This is a genomic window from Algoriphagus alkaliphilus (genome assembly GCF_900103735.1).
In the GTDB taxonomy this organism is placed as follows: Bacteria; Bacteroidota; Bacteroidia; order Cytophagales; family Cyclobacteriaceae; genus Algoriphagus; species Algoriphagus alkaliphilus.
The window spans coordinates 151,419-168,307 of sequence record NZ_FMXE01000006.1 but is presented as its reverse complement, the minus strand read 5'-3'; the positions used below and the strand labels follow the sequence as shown (position 1 = coordinate 168,307).

The 16,889-nt window shown below is 42.1% G+C and carries 16 protein-coding genes and 1 tRNA gene; 9 read left to right on the top strand and 8 right to left on the bottom strand.

Annotated features, from left to right (window positions below):
• Positions 1-62 precede the first annotated feature (62 nt).
• Positions 63-773: an RluA family pseudouridine synthase gene (locus BLQ81_RS05390; RefSeq protein ID WP_092728927.1), complete on the bottom strand. Its 711-nt coding sequence runs from the start codon at positions 771-773 to the stop codon at positions 63-65.
• Positions 774-1,296: 523 nt separating this feature from the next.
• On the opposite strand from BLQ81_RS05390, the gene BLQ81_RS05385 reads away from it, so the two are divergent.
• Together BLQ81_RS05385 and BLQ81_RS05380 are read left to right on the top strand one after the other, a co-directional pair.
• Positions 1,297-2,100, top strand: a complete 804-nt coding sequence (locus tag BLQ81_RS05385; RefSeq protein WP_092728926.1) for a HipA family kinase — start codon at positions 1,297-1,299, stop codon at positions 2,098-2,100.
• On the top strand, positions 2,078-2,461 hold the full coding sequence (locus tag BLQ81_RS05380) for a DUF3037 domain-containing protein (protein ID WP_092728925.1): 384 nt from the start codon (positions 2,078-2,080) through the stop codon (positions 2,459-2,461). The genes BLQ81_RS05385 and BLQ81_RS05380 overlap by 23 nt, the downstream gene beginning before the upstream one ends.
• Here the strand turns inward: BLQ81_RS05380 and BLQ81_RS05375 are convergent.
• The 3 genes from BLQ81_RS05375 to BLQ81_RS05365 form a co-directional block, all read right to left on the bottom strand.
• Positions 2,458-3,549, bottom strand: coding sequence for a sensor histidine kinase (locus BLQ81_RS05375; RefSeq protein ID WP_092728924.1), 1,092 nt, complete (start codon positions 3,547-3,549; stop codon positions 2,458-2,460). The two genes, BLQ81_RS05380 and BLQ81_RS05375, sit on opposite strands and share 4 nt — an antisense overlap.
• 1 nt (position 3,550) lies before the next feature.
• Positions 3,551-4,240 carry a response regulator transcription factor gene (locus BLQ81_RS05370; RefSeq protein WP_092728923.1) on the bottom strand — a complete coding sequence of 230 codons (690 nt, stop codon included), beginning with the start codon at positions 4,238-4,240 and terminating at the stop codon, positions 3,551-3,553.
• A gap of 152 nt (positions 4,241-4,392) precedes the next feature.
• Positions 4,393-5,181, bottom strand: coding sequence for a DUF3108 domain-containing protein (locus tag BLQ81_RS05365; RefSeq protein WP_092728979.1), 789 nt, complete (start codon positions 5,179-5,181; stop codon positions 4,393-4,395).
• Positions 5,182-5,362: 181 nt separating this feature from the next.
• Here BLQ81_RS05365 and recA point away from each other — a divergent pair, with 181 nt between their 5' ends.
• Entirely contained in the window at positions 5,363-6,391 is a 1,029-nt protein-coding gene (recA, locus tag BLQ81_RS05360) for a recombinase RecA (RefSeq protein WP_092728922.1), read from the top strand.
• 67 nt (positions 6,392-6,458) lie between these two features.
• On the opposite strand, the gene BLQ81_RS05355 is transcribed toward recA, so the two are convergent.
• A complete protein-coding gene (locus BLQ81_RS05355) occupies positions 6,459-7,706 on the bottom strand; it encodes an ABC transporter permease (protein WP_092728921.1) in 1,248 nt (415 codons plus the stop codon).
• A gap of 126 nt (positions 7,707-7,832) precedes the next feature.
• On the opposite strand from BLQ81_RS05355, the gene queA reads away from it, so the two are divergent.
• From queA to BLQ81_RS05330, 5 genes are all read left to right on the top strand, one after another.
• Positions 7,833-8,882, top strand: coding sequence for a tRNA preQ1(34) S-adenosylmethionine ribosyltransferase-isomerase QueA (queA, locus tag BLQ81_RS05350; protein ID WP_092728920.1), 1,050 nt, complete (start codon positions 7,833-7,835; stop codon positions 8,880-8,882).
• 189 nt (positions 8,883-9,071) lie between these two features.
• On the top strand, positions 9,072-9,749 hold the full coding sequence (locus tag BLQ81_RS05345) for a 2-C-methyl-D-erythritol 4-phosphate cytidylyltransferase (protein WP_092728919.1): 678 nt from the start codon (positions 9,072-9,074) through the stop codon (positions 9,747-9,749).
• 136 nt (positions 9,750-9,885) lie between these two features.
• Positions 9,886-10,728: a LiaF transmembrane domain-containing protein gene (locus BLQ81_RS05340; protein ID WP_092728918.1), complete on the top strand. Its 843-nt coding sequence runs from the start codon at positions 9,886-9,888 to the stop codon at positions 10,726-10,728.
• A gap of 33 nt (positions 10,729-10,761) precedes the next feature.
• A complete protein-coding gene (locus tag BLQ81_RS05335; protein ID WP_245693180.1) occupies positions 10,762-11,799 on the top strand; it encodes a sensor histidine kinase in 1,038 nt (345 codons plus the stop codon).
• Entirely contained in the window at positions 11,796-12,530 is a 735-nt protein-coding gene (locus BLQ81_RS05330; protein ID WP_092728917.1) for a LytR/AlgR family response regulator transcription factor, read from the top strand. Before BLQ81_RS05335 ends, BLQ81_RS05330 begins: the two co-directional genes overlap by 4 nt.
• 152 nt (positions 12,531-12,682) lie before the next feature.
• Here the strand turns inward: BLQ81_RS05330 and BLQ81_RS05325 are convergent, their stop codons facing one another.
• Complete coding sequence (locus BLQ81_RS05325; protein ID WP_026952747.1) at positions 12,683-12,904, bottom strand: DUF2795 domain-containing protein; 222 nt, start codon at positions 12,902-12,904, stop codon at positions 12,683-12,685.
• 76 nt (positions 12,905-12,980) lie between these two features.
• A complete protein-coding gene (locus tag BLQ81_RS05320; protein WP_092728916.1) occupies positions 12,981-14,231 on the bottom strand; it encodes a DUF349 domain-containing protein in 1,251 nt (416 codons plus the stop codon).
• A 132-nt stretch (positions 14,232-14,363) separates the two neighbouring features.
• On the opposite strand from BLQ81_RS05320, the gene ettA reads away from it, so the two are divergent.
• Positions 14,364-16,043, top strand: coding sequence for an energy-dependent translational throttle protein EttA (gene ettA / locus BLQ81_RS05315; RefSeq protein ID WP_092728915.1), 1,680 nt, complete (start codon positions 14,364-14,366; stop codon positions 16,041-16,043).
• 711 nt (positions 16,044-16,754) lie between these two features.
• Here ettA and BLQ81_RS05310 read toward each other — a convergent pair.
• Positions 16,755-16,839, bottom strand: a tRNA-Ser gene (locus BLQ81_RS05310).
• Between the last annotated feature and the right edge of the window lie 50 nt (positions 16,840-16,889).

Sequence of the window (16,889 nt, the reverse complement as noted above, 5' to 3'; positions counted from 1 at the left end):
TTCATGGGATTAGGAAAATTGACCCAAATGGAATTTGTTTTCTTGGAATTCAAATTGCTTTTTTAGGCGTTCTTTTCCAACTGATGTACCAAAACCTGAAAATCCTTCGGGTAAGGTGCCTCCACCTTTAATGGTAAATTGTCCAGTCCTTCAAACGTGATCGAATAGGCATGCAAAGAGACCCGCTGCATGATAGGTAACTCTTCGGTTTCTTTCTTCAAATTGAATCGGCGCTTAAGCGAGGAAAGATAGAGTGTATTTCCACCATAAAGCGTGTCGCCACAAATAGGTGATTTGAGATAAGCCAAGTGAACCCGGATCTGATGCAATCTACCCGTGATTGGTTTGCATTCCACAAGCGTGTGCTTGTAATAGGTTTTAAGGGTATTGAAAATCGTCTGTGCAGGTTTGCCTTCCTTACTTACTTTGGCGATTCCTTTGTTGTTGGATAGGAGATTTTTATCCACTAACTCGTTTTTGAAATCCTTGATTCCTTCCACTACCGCATGATAGACCTTTTCCACTTTCCTGTTTTCAAACTGCATAGCCAAGTGCCGATAAGCTACAGGGTTTTTGGCGATCACCAGACAGCCGGAAGTCTCCTTGTCCAGTCTATGGCATAGCTGAGGGTCAGAAGTGTACATCCTTGCTAAGTCGAGGATATTCTGAGCCTCGTGCCTATCGTCTAAGCTTGACAGGTAGGGGGGCTTGTTGATCACCAGGTAATCCTCGCTTTCAAACAGAATAACTTTTTGAAAATCTACTTTCTTCATCGATAAATCGCCTCAATTGAAGCGGCTGCAAAAGTAGGCATTTGACGAGTCGGAAAAAAATGGGGGCAGGAATTGACTTTACAGGTGAGGAAAATTTAGGATTTGCAAATGAGGAATGACTGTTATGGACCGCGTCATTGCTAGGGATCTTTTTGTTTGTTAAATCATTTTTCAGGTCTGTGATCCCGAAGCAATCTATTCAACACCATCATTGGCACTCAGAAAAATCTTCCAACCTCCGCCTAGCTTTAAGCACTTTTTTTAACCGCAAAGATTGCGCAAAGAACATAGAGCAATGGCAGAATCAATTGCTAAAAGAACTTCAGAGATTAAACAGGAAACAAGCCTTTCCAAGAGCGCAAAAAAAAAGCTAAAGCTTTTTTGGAGCACATCGGTCATTTCTGCTGAGTTTAAAAGAGAAATATCATAAGTCTTTCATTGGTAAAAACACAAGTAGATATTTCTAAGCTTTCAAGCCTTTTTGAAGTTTTCGGCTTTTCTTTGTTTCTATAAAAGTTTGAAAATGTCGAATACGAATTCCCTTTACTCCCCACGCCAAGTCAATGTCACACGCTATGTCATGCCGCTGCGAGAAGGCGGCTCATTGCCGGCATTGGCTGAAGCGGATGACGGATTCAATTATGTGCTCAAATTCAAAGGTGCCGGACAGCGGGAGAAAGCCCTGATCGCCGAGGTGATCGGAGGGGAGCTGGCAAGACGGGTTGGGTTCAAAGTGCCGGAGATAGTGTTTGCAAATTTGGATTCGGCATTTGGCAACTCAGAAGGAGACGAAGAAATCCAGGATTTGCTCAAAAGCAGTCAAGGCTTGAATCTAGCACTCCACTTTCTGTCCAAAGCTATGACATTTGATCCCGGAGCATCAAAAGTGGATGAATACCTCGCTTCCCAAATCGTCTGGTTTGATGCTTGGATTACCAACGTAGATCGCACCTTTCGCAATACCAATCTGCTGATCTGGAATCGGGAACTCTGGTTGATCGACCACGGAGCTTCTTTGGTTTTCCATCATTCTTGGGACAATTGGGAGAAGCATGCGCTGAGCCCATTTGCGATGGTCCAAGATCATGTGCTGCTTCCAAGAGCTTCTGAGCTGGATCGAGTAGATGCTGAAATGAAGTCCCTGATTACGCATGAAGTCATTGATCAGGTTTTGGAACTGGTGCCGGATGAGTGGATTCTGGCATCACGTGATACCGAGACGGCCCAAGAAGCCAGGGAAGTGTATGATTCCTTTTTGAAGATGAGACTGGCCCATTCCCACGTGTTTTTAATTCAAGCCAACGATGCAAGGAAAGCACTTATTTGAATATGCCATTGTCCGTATTGTACCTAAGGTGGAGCGGGAAGAATTTGTCAATGTAGGGGTGGTGGTCTGCTGCAAGCGGCAAAATTTCATCCGTTGTCAGATACGCTTGAATGAAGGCAAACTTCTGGCTTTGGATCCTGATGCTGATTTTGATTTATATCGTAGCTATTTGGATTCCTTTGAGAAAATCTGTGCAGGGGAAAAGGGTGGAAATCCGATTTCGCTTCAGGACGCTGCGTCTCGGTTTCGCTGGCTGACTTCCATCCGAAGTTCCATGCTGCAGACTTCCCGTCCGCATTCAGGATTTACCTTGGATTTGGAAGAATCCTTGGCAAGTCTAATGGAGGAGTATGTTTTTTAAGGAGTGAGTGATTTGGATTCGGCCAATTCCCTTTCCAAGGTTTTCTTGTCTTTAATCAAGGGTAGCGAAAAGCTAAACATTGAGCCTTTACCCACGGTCGAACTCACTGATATTTTGCTTTGGTGGCCTTCTAGAATATGCTTGACGATCGCCAATCCAAGACCTGTTCCGCCTTCTTTTTTGTTTCGGCTCTTCTCCACGCGATAGAATCGCTCAAAGATCCGCTTCAGGTCATCCGGAGGTATACCATGTCCATCATCTTTGATGTCCACCTGAATATTTGTTTTGCTGGCTTTGAGGGAGACTTTTACTTCTCCTCCGTCATGATTGTATTTGACGGCATTGTAGATCAGGTTTTGACAGACCCGGTAGATCTTTTGGTGATCGGCTTTGGTGATGTAGTTTTTTTCGTGATCGAAAGTGAAATCAATCTTAATTTTACGTTTGCTGGCTTTGTGCTCCAGTTCCTCGATGACTTCTTCGATGAGTAGTTTCAGATCAAATTCCGTGAAAATAAACTTGATCACCCCACTTTCCATCTGATTCAAGGTCAGCAGATCCTGGACCAGCACGTCAAGCGAATCCAGGCTTTTTGCGGCACGCTTCAAAAATTTCAACCGCACTTGCTTATCCTCAATTGCTCCATCAAGGAGTGTATGAATGTAGCCCTGCGCTGAAAAAATAGGTGTTTTCAGCTCATGGGAGATATCAGCAATAAATTCTTTTCGAAATTCAGCGGTTTTTTGCAGCGTTTCGATCTCTTTTTGCCTTGCCAAAGCGTACGAGTTGATCACGGAATTTATTTTCCGTAAGGGAGAAAGAGAAGATGATTTGATGGATTTATCACTGATCTCGAAGAGATCTTTTTTCTGGATTTTTTCTAACAGAGAGTAAATGTTCCCGATTTCACGAAAGACCAGAAATTCAAGTGTAATCGTAATTAATAAGTACGATACGGAAAAAGAAAGGCCCCAAGCAACCACCAAAATGGTCAGATTGGTGTCAGGCATCAAAGAGAGAAATGCAGCCACAAGGGCAGAAATGGCAAATGCCAAAATCAATGATATTCCCCTAGAATTTGTCAGCATTTTATCCCAAATCGAACTTGTATCCTACGCCTTTCACTGTAGAGATATAGTCTTCACCGATCTTTTCGCGGACTTTTCGGATGTGTACATCGACCGTGCGGGCCAATACAAACACATCGGAACCCCAGATATTGTGAAGCAATTCGTCTCTACTGAAAACCATATTAGGGTTTTTGGCAAGGAAATACAACAGTTCGAATTCCTTCTTGGGTAAAGTGATCGTTTTGCCTGACTTATCGATGGTATAGCTTCCCCGGTCAATAGTCAGGTCTTTGACTTTTATCTGAATTTGTTCTTGCTCTTTTTTTGATTCTCTTCTGAACAGTGCCGAGATTCTGCTCATCAATGCTCTTGGCTTGATAGGTTTGGTGATGTAGTCATCTGCACCAACATCAAATGCTGCCACCTCTGAGTATTCTTCCATTCTGGCAGTCAGGAATATGATGAAGGTATTTTTCAATTCCGGAATTTGGCGGATTTGAAGACAGGTTTCCACACCATCCTGATTGGGCATCATGATATCTAGCAAGATTACATCAGGCTGAAACTTTGTGGCGACCTTGACGCCTTTGATTCCATCTTCTGCCGTGGCTACTTCATACCCTTCTTTTTGAAGGTTATATTTTAAGATCTCTACGATGTCCGGTTCGTCATCTACAATGAGAACTTTAATCTTTTGCTTTTCGCTCATGGAGGAATTGCTTTTAATGTTCGTTTAAAATTAGTGAATAAATGAGGATTGGAACCAAACAAAAATTGGCAAATCACTTAGGATTCCTAAGAATTTCAAGGAATGATCAACTTTATTCCCGCAATGTTACCTGAATATTAATTGAATGTTAATTAATTATTCCTCAATCCTTTAGCTGAGGAGATGTCCATATTCAAGGAGCCTATAAAAAGGTTGGCTTTGATCTTAACAGGTATTTTGTTTTCATCCTTCGTGACCCATACTTTGACGGGATAATCCCCTCGAAAGAGTTTATTTGGGGGCATTTGTGGAGAAAAGATATAGGTTTCCTTCAAGCCGAGGCTGGTTTGAATCTGTTCGGTACCTTCGTATATTAATTTTAGGTTATATATTTCTTTATCAAAAAAACCCGTGATTAAAATCTGATGTCCTTTTTTCAAATTGGTGAGATCCATGGTTCTGAGAAGGTAAAACCCACTCACCAAATCCTGTACTTGTCCGGGTAAATTATACAATTTGGTTTCTTTCAGGGTGCGATTATCCCGATCATAGAGTTCCATTTTAGCCTTTTTATTTTGCTGATCAAAAAAGACCTTTTCATTTTTACGGTATTTTCCTTCCTCTATGAATCGATAGGAAAGTGAGGGAAGAAGTGTGCCAGTGTCTAAATGAGTACCCCAATTGTCATTTACACGACCGAATATGGTCGCAGCTCCTTTCGTTTTTCCGAAGGCATCTATTTTATAATGTGGGCGGGAATTCTCATTTACCACCCTTCTGTGGATCTGTAGTTTGGCTTCGGCTAAATTTAGCCAGCCATAAGTCACATCAAATTGCAATTCTTCTCCAAAAGTGAATGCAGTGTTTTTTTGGCCACTTTGACTAAAAGAGACGGTAATCGTTGCGAATAAAAGAAAGAGGATGTTGAGACAGGTTTTCATTAAATGTTTGACAATACCTGACAATTTTTGGTCGATTTGAAAGGTATTACGAAAAAAAGAATCATTCGACTGAATAAAAGTACGAATTTGGCTATCTGAAACAATAGCGTATTCCATTTTGGTTATGCCTTCGTCTTTCGTTAATTTCAACAACATTTGAATCTTTTACAATTTTGAACTTATGAGTAACAACGCAGAAAAACTGAAAGCTTTACAGCTTACAATCGATAAGCTAGAAAAGACATACGGAAAAGGCACCGTAATGAAGCTAAGTGATAACAAAGTTTTAGATATTCCTGCGATTTCTACAGGTTCCTTGGGTTTGGATATGGCCCTTGGAATTGGAGGAATTCCTCGTGGACGAGTTATCGAAATTTATGGACCGGAGTCTTCAGGTAAAACTACTTTAACTCTTCATTGCATAGCTGAGGCCCAAAAGGCAGGAGGTCTGGCGGCATTTATTGATGCCGAACATGCCTTTGACAAGAGCTATGCAGAGAAACTCGGGATCGATACCGAAAATTTGTTGATCTCTCAGCCGGATAATGGTGAGCAGGCACTTGAAATCGCCGAACACTTGATCCGATCCGGGGCCATCGACATTATTGTGATTGACTCTGTGGCAGCCTTGGTTCCAAAGGGTGAATTGGAAGGTGAGATGGGCGAAAGCAAAATGGGATTACAGGCGAGATTGATGTCTCAAGCCCTCAGGAAGCTTACCGGAGCGATTCACAAGACCGGATGTTCTTGCGTTTTTATCAATCAGCTTCGTGATAAAATCGGAGTGATGTTTGGTAGCCCCGAGACTACTACAGGTGGTAATGCGCTAAAATTCTACGCATCCGTCCGTCTGGATATCCGTCGTGTGGGTCAGATCAAAGATGGTCCTGACAATATTCTTGGAAACAGGACAAGAGTGAAAGTGGTAAAAAACAAAGTTGCGCCACCGTTTAAAGTAGTGGAATTTGACATCATGTATGGTCAGGGGATCTCTAAAGTGGGGGAGATTATTGACCTGGGTGTCGAGTTTGAAATCATTAAAAAGGCTGGTTCTTGGTTTTCTTATAATGGAGAAAAACTTGGACAGGGAAGAGATTCAGTAAAAAATCTGCTTTTGGATAATCCGGAGTTAATGGAAGAGCTGGAAGGAAAGATTAAGTCGGCTTCAGGCCTCCTTCCCACCGAACCAACCATTTCAATCGAAGAATAACTCAATCCAGATATCAATCAAAAAAGGAGGCAAGCGCCTCCTTTTTTGATTACAATTATCATATTTTTTAGGTTGTCCGGATAGCCTCGACGGGATCCATTCTTGCGGCAAGTGTAGCAGGTACAATTCCAGCTACCACACCGATAATGGACGAAACACCCAAACCCAGAATTACATTGTTAACCGACAAGATCAATTCCAGACTTCCAAGTGGGATAAAGCTTAATATGTAAACCAGAAGAATCCCGGCAATGCCTCCTATCAAACTCAAGCAAACCGCTTCAAATAAAAACTGAAAGAGGATGAAATAATTTTTTGCTCCCAGTGATTTTTGGATTCCAATGATATTGGTTCGCTCCCTTACGGAGACAAACATGATGTTGGCGATCCCAAATCCACCTACCAAAATAGAAAATCCACCTATAACCCACCCAGCTACTGATATTACGTCGAAAATAGATCCTATGGCATTTTGGATAAATTCTGTTTTGTTAAGCGAAAAATTATCCTCCTGACTGGGTTTAAGGCCGCGCTTGGCCCGGAGCAAACCTGTGATTTCATTTTCAAGTGCTACCAACCCAATGTCAGTTTCCAGTCCTTTGGCGGCAATGGTTGGCTCAAGTCCATTTCTGCCGGTGTAATACATTTTATTAAAAGCACCATAGGGAATCAGACAAGCCTGGTCTTTGGATGGGAGATCAAGAAAACCTTCCCCTTCCTCTTCAAAAATCCCGATTACAGTAAATTTCATTCCTTTGATTTTAACCTCCTTCCCTAAGGCCGGTTGGTTTGGATAAAGCGAATTGGCAATCTTTTTCCCTAAAATCGCCAGATTTCGGGATGCATTGATTTCGGACTCCGAAAAATACCTCCCTTCTTCCAATGCAACTTCAAAAACGTCTTGGTAAGTGTATTCAACGCCAGTTAATGACATGCCCTCAAAGGCATTACTTCCTGCCTGAATTGTAGCATTGGATGAAGCGGATATGGTTACTCCTTCAGCGTTTTTTAGTCTGGGGGCAATGAATTTATACTCAGCCAAGGTTGCAGGGGGTCTGCGAAAATATTTCCACCAAGGGTAATTTTGAGGTCCATTGGCAAATGGAAAGCGATCTACCCGGATCACATTTGTTCCTAAAAAGGCAAATGATGATTTTATTTTCCCCTCTAGGGAATCCACCAAAGTGAATACTGCAATAATTGCGAAAATACCCACTGTTACGCCCAATAGGGACAGAATAGTACGGGTAAGGTTGGATTTAAGGGCGGAGATGGCGAAGCGAAAACTTTCCCATGTGAGTTGGAAAAACAGCATGCTTTTAATAGTTGGTTAAAACAATTTGTCAAGTTAGCTGAAATTGGGCATTATTGTTATTAACTTTGCATTTTTTAAAGCAATTCACAGAGTCACAATATCGAGTAAGATTCCTAAAGCTCCAATATGAAATTATCAGACTTCAAATTTGACGTCCCCAAGAAACTAATTTCTCTTTATCCAACTGAAAACCGAGACGATTCACGTCTTATGGTGGTTCATCGGAAGACAGGCCAAATCGAACACAGAATTTTCAAGGACATTCTTGAATACTTTGAGGAAGGTGACGTATTCGTAACCAATGATACCAAAGTGTTCCCGGCCAGATTGTATGGGAATAAAGAAAAGACCGGTGCCAAAATTGAAGTATTCCTATTGAGAGAACTCAATCCGGAATTGAGACTTTGGGATGTATTGGTAGATCCTGCCAGAAAAATACGTGTTGGAAATAAGCTTTATTTCGGTGACAGTGACTTGGTGGCTGAAGTTATTGATAATACGACCTCAAGAGGCCGTACGATCCGATTCCTTTTTGACGGCAATCACGATGAATTCGAGAAAACGATCGACACACTGGGTGAGACTCCTCTTTTGAAAGATATCATCGAGCGAAAAATCGAGCCTGAAGACAGAGAAAGATATCAGACTGTCTTTGCAAAAAATGTTGGTGCCGTAGCTGCGCCTACTGCAGGACTTCATTTTACGCCGCAATTGCTGAAGAGACTGGAACTGAAAGGTGTTGAAGTGACACCAATCACGCTTCACGTGGGATTAGGCACTTTCCGTCAGGTGGACGTGGAAGACCTGACCAAGCACAAGATGGACTCCGAGAATTACAACATTCCAGCTAATACGGTAAAGTTGGTGAATGAAGCACTCGATGCTAAAAAGAGAGTAGTTGCAGTTGGAACGACTTCACTGAAAACCATCGAATCTTCTGTTACAGCCGGCGGAAGACTTAAAGAAAGCACCGGATGGACTGATAAGTTTATCATCCCTCCTTATGAATTCAAGATTGCTAATTCATTGATCACGAATTTCCACTTACCGGAATCCACTCTCCTCATGACAGCTTCTGCATTTGGAGGATATGATTTGGTGATGAAGGCTTACAGAGAAGCCATCAAGGAAAAATATCGTTTCTTCTCTTACGGAGACGCGATGTTGATTCTCTAAAAAATAAAAAGCTCCGAAAGGGGCTTTTTTTACGCTTTTATTATTTCCGGGGATCTGTTAAGAAAATGACAAAGATTCCAACAGGATATAAAATCAAAAAAAAATCTCTTTGGGTTTTGACCAGTTTTCAAAACTCAGGTTTGGTCATTACCTTCCAATTTCTTTTTGATTAATTTTAAAAACCCCCTGATGAATAGAGCAGCAGTTGTGGTGGCCGGAGGAAGAGGTAGCCGAATGGGTGGACCTGTTCCCAAGCAATATTTGCCTATAGGTGGGAAACCTGTACTGATGCATACGCTTGAAAAATTCTATGAGGCTGATCCCAGCACTTTTTTGATTTTGGTTTTACCGGAGAGTGATTTTTCCATTTGGAAAAATCTATGTGATAAATTCAAATTTTCACTTGTACATCATGTGATTGCGGGTGGGACTTCCCGATTCCAATCTGTTAAAAACGGGCTAAATGCACTTCCATTTGAGGATGGGTTGGTAGCTATTCACGATGGAGTTAGACCTTTTGTGAAAAATGAAGTGATCATTGAAAGCTTTTCGCGGGCAGAGAAATCCGGAAGTGCAATTGCAGTAGTGGATCTGAAGGATTCACTTCGAAAGGTATCGGGAAATGGAGCCAGTAAATTTCAGGAGCGACAATTGTTTCGTTTGGTTCAGACTCCGCAGACTTTTCAGATCGGTAAGATCAAAAAGGCTTTCGAGGTGGACGAGCTACCCAAATTTACTGATGATGCCACAGTGTATGAACATCAGGGATGGAAAGTAAGCCTGATTCAAGGCAATCCCGAAAACATCAAAATCACTACTCCTGAGGATTTGGAGTACGCGAATTTTTTGCTTTCCAGGGAAAAATAGGATCGGTGAAAACCCGAGCTGCAATTTTACCGACTAATTCTCCTACTTCACCGACTTTTTTTTAAGCTTTGCCTATTGCTTATTCCGGCTGAATACCGCTTGCTGTACTTTTGATCATCATTTTAACACAAAAGCCATGAACGAATTTAAGCCTAAAAACAATGACGGAAATATCGCTTTCGGATTCATTATCCTCGGAATAGGCATCATCCTTTTATTGAGAAAAGCAGGGGTTTTTATCCCGGGTTGGGTTACTACCTGGCCGATGATTTTAATAGCAATCGGCACTTTTGCAATAATCAAACATGAGTTTAAAAGCTTCTTTGGATTTGTATTGCTTTTCCTTGGAGCCTATTTTTTATTGAGGAATGAATTTGACTTTGACTTTGGGCTAAGCCAATACATTTGGCCTTTGGGATTGATAGCCTTGGGTATCTACTTGATTTTCCAAAAGCAACGGGAGAACAAAGTGCTGGAAAACGTCCGACGAGATTGGGAAAGTAAGCGACAGGCTAACACGGGATATTCGAAAACTTATGTTGAAGAAGCTAAGGTTGTTGGAGAAAATGAACCCTCTTCTTCTTTTGCTCAGGGAGCCAAATCAACTTCAGGATTTACCAGGACTACGGGTACGGCATTCTCCGATCGTTTGAATATTGATGCGATTTTCAGCGGAGTGAACAGGAAGTTGATGACCAAAAATTTTGAAGGAGGAAAAATTACCGCCGCATTTGGCGGGATAGATTTGGACTTGACCTCAGCAGATTTCAATGGAGTGATCACCATTCAGGTAGATATTATCTTTGGAGGTGTGAAAATGGTCGTACCGCCACACTGGGATATCCGTACTGAGATTACCAACATTGCCGCAGGTATTGAGGACAAGCGATATTTCAGAGAAGGTGGTGTAGATCCGAATAAAGTCGTGGTTCTGAAAGGCACGATTCTCTTCGGAGGTTTGGAAATCAAATCCTTTTAACGTTATTCAAATCCTCTAAAAACCACTACTACCTTGTTTTTTAACGCTTTTTCAAATCCTAAACTTGGAAAATGGATCATCCCCGGAACCGGAGTCATCTGGTTTTTGGGATGTTTTCTTTTATTGATGAATTATGAAATTGAAGGAGAACTGGCGTTTTATGATTCTTTTGTCTTTGCCCTGATTTTTTTGGGTGGGGTATTCGTACTTGATCGGGTATTCAGTCTTTTTGCACCGAAAGGAAAAAATATCTGGTTGCTTTTCACTGTTCCGATAATCCTAAGCTGGATAGGAGTGATGGTTCATGGGTATGTGCTTAAATGGTGGCTTAATGATACCCCCTATTTGGATTTTCTGACCAACAGTTTTTATCTGAGATGGGCAATTTTAGCTTTGGCGGATCAGTTGATTTCAGTTTTGGCTTTGGTGGTGTCGCAGCTGGAGCGACAGGACGAAATTCAAAAAAGAGAAGCTCAAATGCTTCAGTTGTCGAAAGACGCCGAATTAGCTCAGCTTCGTCAGCAGTTGCAACCCCACTTCTTATTCAATAGCCTCAATTCAATCAATGCCTTGGTTATTTCCCAACCGCAAAAGGCTCGGGAAATGGTCCTGCAGCTATCAGATTTTCTCAGAGGTACGATCCGAAAAGATTCTCAGCAATGGATCCCGCTGGAAGAGGAATTGAATTACCTGAAAATGTACCTTGACATCGAGCGGGTAAGGTTTGGACATAGACTTCAGGTTGATTTTGAGGTAGATAAGGAATTCTATCAAGTCAAACTCCCACAGCTGTTGATTCAGCCACTGGTAGAAAATGCAATCAAACACGGTTTGTATGGGGTGACAGGAGAGGTGAAAATTGAAGTGAAGGGAAAGAAGGAAGGAAGTTATTTTCTCATTGAGGTCATCAATCCTTTTGATATAGAATCTTCAGTGCCGGAAGGAACAGGCTTTGGATTGAGTTCAGTCGAGCGCAGACTGTTTCTTTTATTTGGACGAACCGACCTACTGGTATCAGGAGTAGCCGGGAATCTTTTCAAAGTCAGACTTAAAATCCCACAATACCAATGATACGGACCATAATCATCGATGACGAACCGCTTGCAGCAGGAATTGTGCAGGAGTTTTTGGCCGACTTTCCTCAGTTCGAAGTTCTGGGGGTTTGTCAGGATGGATTCCAGGGACTGAAGGCGATTCAGGAGCATAAGCCAGATCTTATTTTTCTGGATGTCCAAATGCCGAAAATCACCGGATTTGAAATGTTGGAATTACTCGACACGCCTCCGGCAGTGATTTTTACAACAGCATTTGATCAGTTTGCATTGAAAGCCTTTGATGCCAAAGCAATGGATTACTTGTTAAAGCCTTTTTCCCAAACCAGATTTAAGCAGGCAATTGAGCGATTTTTGAATAGCTGGGGAAAAGCTCAGGAAACTGAAAGAGTTGATTCAGGCCTGAGTCAGCTCGCCGAAAAAAGCAACCGATTGGTAGTGAGAGTTAAAAATGACATCAAAATCATTTCGATCCACGAAGTAAATTATTTTGAGGCAGAGGATGATTACGTGATCATCCACACGCCTGGAGGGAAGTATCTCAAAAAAATGACGATGAAAACGCTGGAGGAGAGTCTAGATCCGGCGAAATTCGCTCGCGTGCACCGATCCTACATCATCAATTTGAACGGAATCACCGGGATCGAACCCTATGAGCGGGATTCTTATTTGGTCAAATTGCGTGCTGGAGAACAGATTCCTGTCAGTAAGGCAGGGTATGCCCGGATTAGGAAAGTATTGGGGCTTTAAGTTTGGCAGCCCTCCAAGGGTTTAAATCCCTTGGAGGGTTGGGTATAAAAAAGTTCCCAGCTAGAAGTTCTGGTCTGTGGGGACACAGACCGGGGCGTTTCTTGGAGGGTTGGGTACAAAAAAAAAATCCCGCGACTGCGGGACTTCAGTTTTTAATATTCGTCTTCATTAAAGAAGAAATCATCCTTAGTCGGATAATCAGGCCAAATCTCTTCGATGGTCTCATAGGGCTCTCCGTCGTCTTCGAGCTCTTGGAGATTTTCCACTACTTCCAGTGGAGCGCCGGATCGGATAGCGTAGTCAATAAGCTCATCCTTGGTCGCTGGCCAGGGTGCGTCCTCCAGATAGGATGCTAATTCAAGTGTCCAGTACATAGTGTTTATTTTAAAAGGTATTCTTCAATTTTTTAAAGTTGCAAGATTAGTGAATTTTTGAATAAGTAGTGTCTACTTATATTTTGGGAGAAAGTTGCTTTAAAATGTAATTTTTTACATCTACTTTTCGCCTGAGTCCTGAAAGTTTTTTCCGTATCATCATTTCAAAGTCAGGAGTTTGTACTCGGAAGTTATCCGAATTGTTTTGCATCGTCTCGAGTTCGCTTTGATCCCGGTGAAGTAAGTCTTTGATTATCGATGACTTAATTTGGTTTTGCTCTAGAACAGGCAGCGAATCAAAGTCAGCATATTTGTTATGTGCCAGTTTTTCAAGGAATGATTTTTCGAAAATAATATCCATAAAAAACTGATAGGATCGCGCAGGTAAGTTGGCTTCTTTTGGTTTTCGCATAGGAAGTTTTTTCCAGTTTTCCTGAATTGCCTTTGCTCGGCTGGTAATCGCATAGCTACTCGGTTGGTGCGCCATCTTTTTCAATTCATCGACCATTTCATCGATTTTGCGCAGGACTTCCCTGGGATGCATCTCAGGACCTGGATTTAGACCGCGCTTATAGCGGGAAAATATCCGGTTGTTCAGTTTGGAAAACTCATCCCAAAGTGGTTGACGCTTCTCTGCAGGAACCTTTCCGGCTTCTTTCCATTCTTTTTGGATTCGTTTGCTGATTTCAAAAGCCATTTTGGCGTCAGGGAAATCATGTGCTTCCCTGGCCTGAATGACTAAAGCCTCATATATTTTGATGTTTTCCTCGGCCTGCAGTGCCATTCCTTCAAAGAAATGCCTTCTGTTTTCGAAAAAGGTCTGAATTGAGCCGTTGAACTCCTGCTCGATTTCTTCGTGAATTTCCTTTTCCACCGGCCCGGTTTTGATCCACCGCATTTTCAATTCTTTGAAAAATTCAGCGGTATTTTTCCAGTCCGTATCATTTTTCATCGCCTCAGCTTCGAGGATCAATGCCTTCTTTACCTCTAGATTTTTGGAGCGGTTGGATTTAATGATTTCATTCAAAAAAGCCTCTACCTCATTCAATTCTTCGATCAATGGAATGAAATCTCCCAAAGCGTCAGATTGGAAAAGTGAATCGCGCAAGTGAATCAATTTCATCAGGAAGGAACCCTTGTTTTGGTTTCCCTGAATGTCAGATTTTAGCTTGGCGACTTTTTCTTTGATTTGCTCAAAACGGGCCTCAAAATAGCTGATTGTAGAAGCCTCGTCTTCCTTCACCTCGCCAATTTCCCTATCCTCTTGCCCTAAAAAACCTTTTAAAAAGACTTTGTTGTCTTTGATATATCCAAACGGATGATCCATTTCATTACAATAGGTTATAGGTGGTCGTTTTCAACTTTCCGCAAATTAATTAATTCAAAAGCACTTATCCTAAGAAAGGGCTTTTTTTGCCATCTTTGCCGATCAAGTCAAGTTTTACGGAAAAATTAAAGCATGAGCTCAGAAAAAATCATCTTTTCCATGGCTGGGGTTTCAAAAATCTACCCACCTCAGAAAAAAGTCCTCAAAGATATTTACCTCTCGTTTTTTTATGGTGCCAAAATCGGAGTCCTCGGTTTGAACGGTTCCGGAAAATCGTCCCTGCTTCGGATCATTGCCGGGATGGACAAGGAATTCCTTGGTGAAGTGGTCTGGTCTCCTGGCTTTACCGTCGGCATGTTGGAACAGGAGCCTAAACTCGACCCGAGCAAAACGGTCAAAGAAGTCGTCGAAGAAGCGGTGGCCGATACTGTCAATTTGCTCAAGGAATTCGAAGAGATCAATGAGATATTCATGGACCCGGCACTCATGGATGATCCAGATGCGATGGACAAACTGATCACGCGTCAGGGCGAGGTTCAGGAGAAGCTTGATGCCGCCAATGCATGGGAACTGGACGTGATGCTGGACAAGGCCATGGATGCCTTAAGATTACCTCCAAGTGATGCAAACGTGGCGAATTTATCCGGTGGTGAAAAGCGACGGGTGGCACTCTGCAGACTATTGCTTCAGGAACCGGACGTCCTGCTGCTTGACGAACCGACTAACCACTTGGATGCGGAATCAGTGCATTGGTTGGAACAACATTTGCAGAATTACAAAGGGACCGTCATCGCCGTGACGCACGATAGATACTTCCTGGACAATGTGGCAGGCTGGATTTTGGAACTGGATCGGGGCGAGGGTATTCCCTGGAAAGGAAATTATTCTTCTTGGCTGGATCAAAAACAACAGCGATTGAAGCAGGAAGAAAAGACCGAGTCCAAGCGTCAAAAAACCTTAGAGCGAGAGTTGGAGTGGATCCGGATGTCACCCAAAGCCAGACAATCCAAAGGAAAAGCGCGACTTTCTGCCTATGACAAATTGGTCGGCGAGGAATCCAAAGAGCGGGAAGCCAAGTTGGAGCTTTTTATCCCGCCGGGACCAAGATTGGGAGCCAAAGTCATTGAAGTAAATAATGTGTCCAAAGCTTTTGGGGATAAGTTACTGTTCGAAAATCTGAGTTTCACCCTGCCACAAGGTGGAATTGTGGGAATTATCGGGCCGAACGGTGCGGGTAAGTCCACCCTGTTCAAATTGATCACCGGACAGGAAAAAGCCGATTCCGGAAACTTCGAAGTTGGGGAAACCGTGAAGCTTGCCTACGTCGATCAAGAACATGATTCTTTGGATCCTAACAAAACTGTGTATCAATTGATCTCGAATGGTAATGAGCTGATGAAGTTGGGCAACAAAGAAGTGAATGCAAGGGCTTATGTATCCAAATTCAACTTTGCAGGCTCGGATCAAGAGAAAAAGGTAGGAGTGCTATCCGGTGGTGAGCGAAACCGGGTTCACTTGGCGATCACACTCAAAGAAGGTGGAAACTTGTTGCTACTCGATGAACCGACCAACGACTTGGATGTGAATACACTTCGATCACTGGAGGAAGCCTTGGAGAATTTCGGTGGCTGTGCGGTGATTATTTCCCACGACAGATGGTTCTTGGACAGAATTTGTACACATATTTTGGCTTTTGAGGGAGATTCCCAAGTGGTCTGGTTTGAAGGTAACTTCTCCGATTACGAAGAAAACAAGAAGAAGCGATTGGGCGATGTGATGCCGAAGCGGATAAGGTATAAGAATTTGAAGTAACCTTTGAGGTCTTTTTGACCTTGAAGGTTGGTGCTAACAAAGTAGGTAGTGGCTGTTTGCAGTTTTTAGATTGTTAGCCTCACACTTCGACTTCGCTCAGTGAGACACGAGTCGAAGGTATTAATTCTTGAATTCTGAAAGAAAAAGTGAGAAAGCTGAATTTTCGACATTAAACAAACAGATATCTTGAGTTGTAATTTCTGAAATCGATTTTTCACTTGAGTTATAGTAGGTACTCTTTGGTCATATTAAAAACTCCGAGGTCTGTTTGGTCTCGGATTTTTTTTTAGAATTTCAGAAAATAATATTTTGATCAAGAAAGAATCTTTTAGGGGGAGGGGTAGAAAATTTCGTTGTTTTTAGTTTTGAATGTTTTGACACTCCTGTCAATAACCTGTGTATTCAAACAAATTTTTGGAAATAAAGTATTGATTTTAGTTATTAAAATTTCAAAGATCTTTTTAGACCGTTGACGGTAAAAGTTTTTTTTTGAGACTGAACTGAAAAAGTGTCAACATTTAATCGGAAGCAATTTACTAAGAGGCTTATTAGGAAATAATCATTTTTTATCGCTACTGAGGAAGATAGGTTACATCAAATACCAAAAGTGTCAATTCCAAAAATTACGCGAATTCGCTACTAATTTCGCTGTTAAATTCAAAAAATAAAACCCTAACTCTCAGTAATTTAGATAGTTAGGGCTTTGTCTTGCAGAGGAGGAGGGATTCGAACCCCCGGTACCTCACGGTACAACGGTTTTCAAGACCGCCGCGATCGACCACTCTGCCACTCCTCTGTGCTGTGTTCGCTCTTTTCGAGATCGCAAAAGTAAGGGGATTCTCTTTT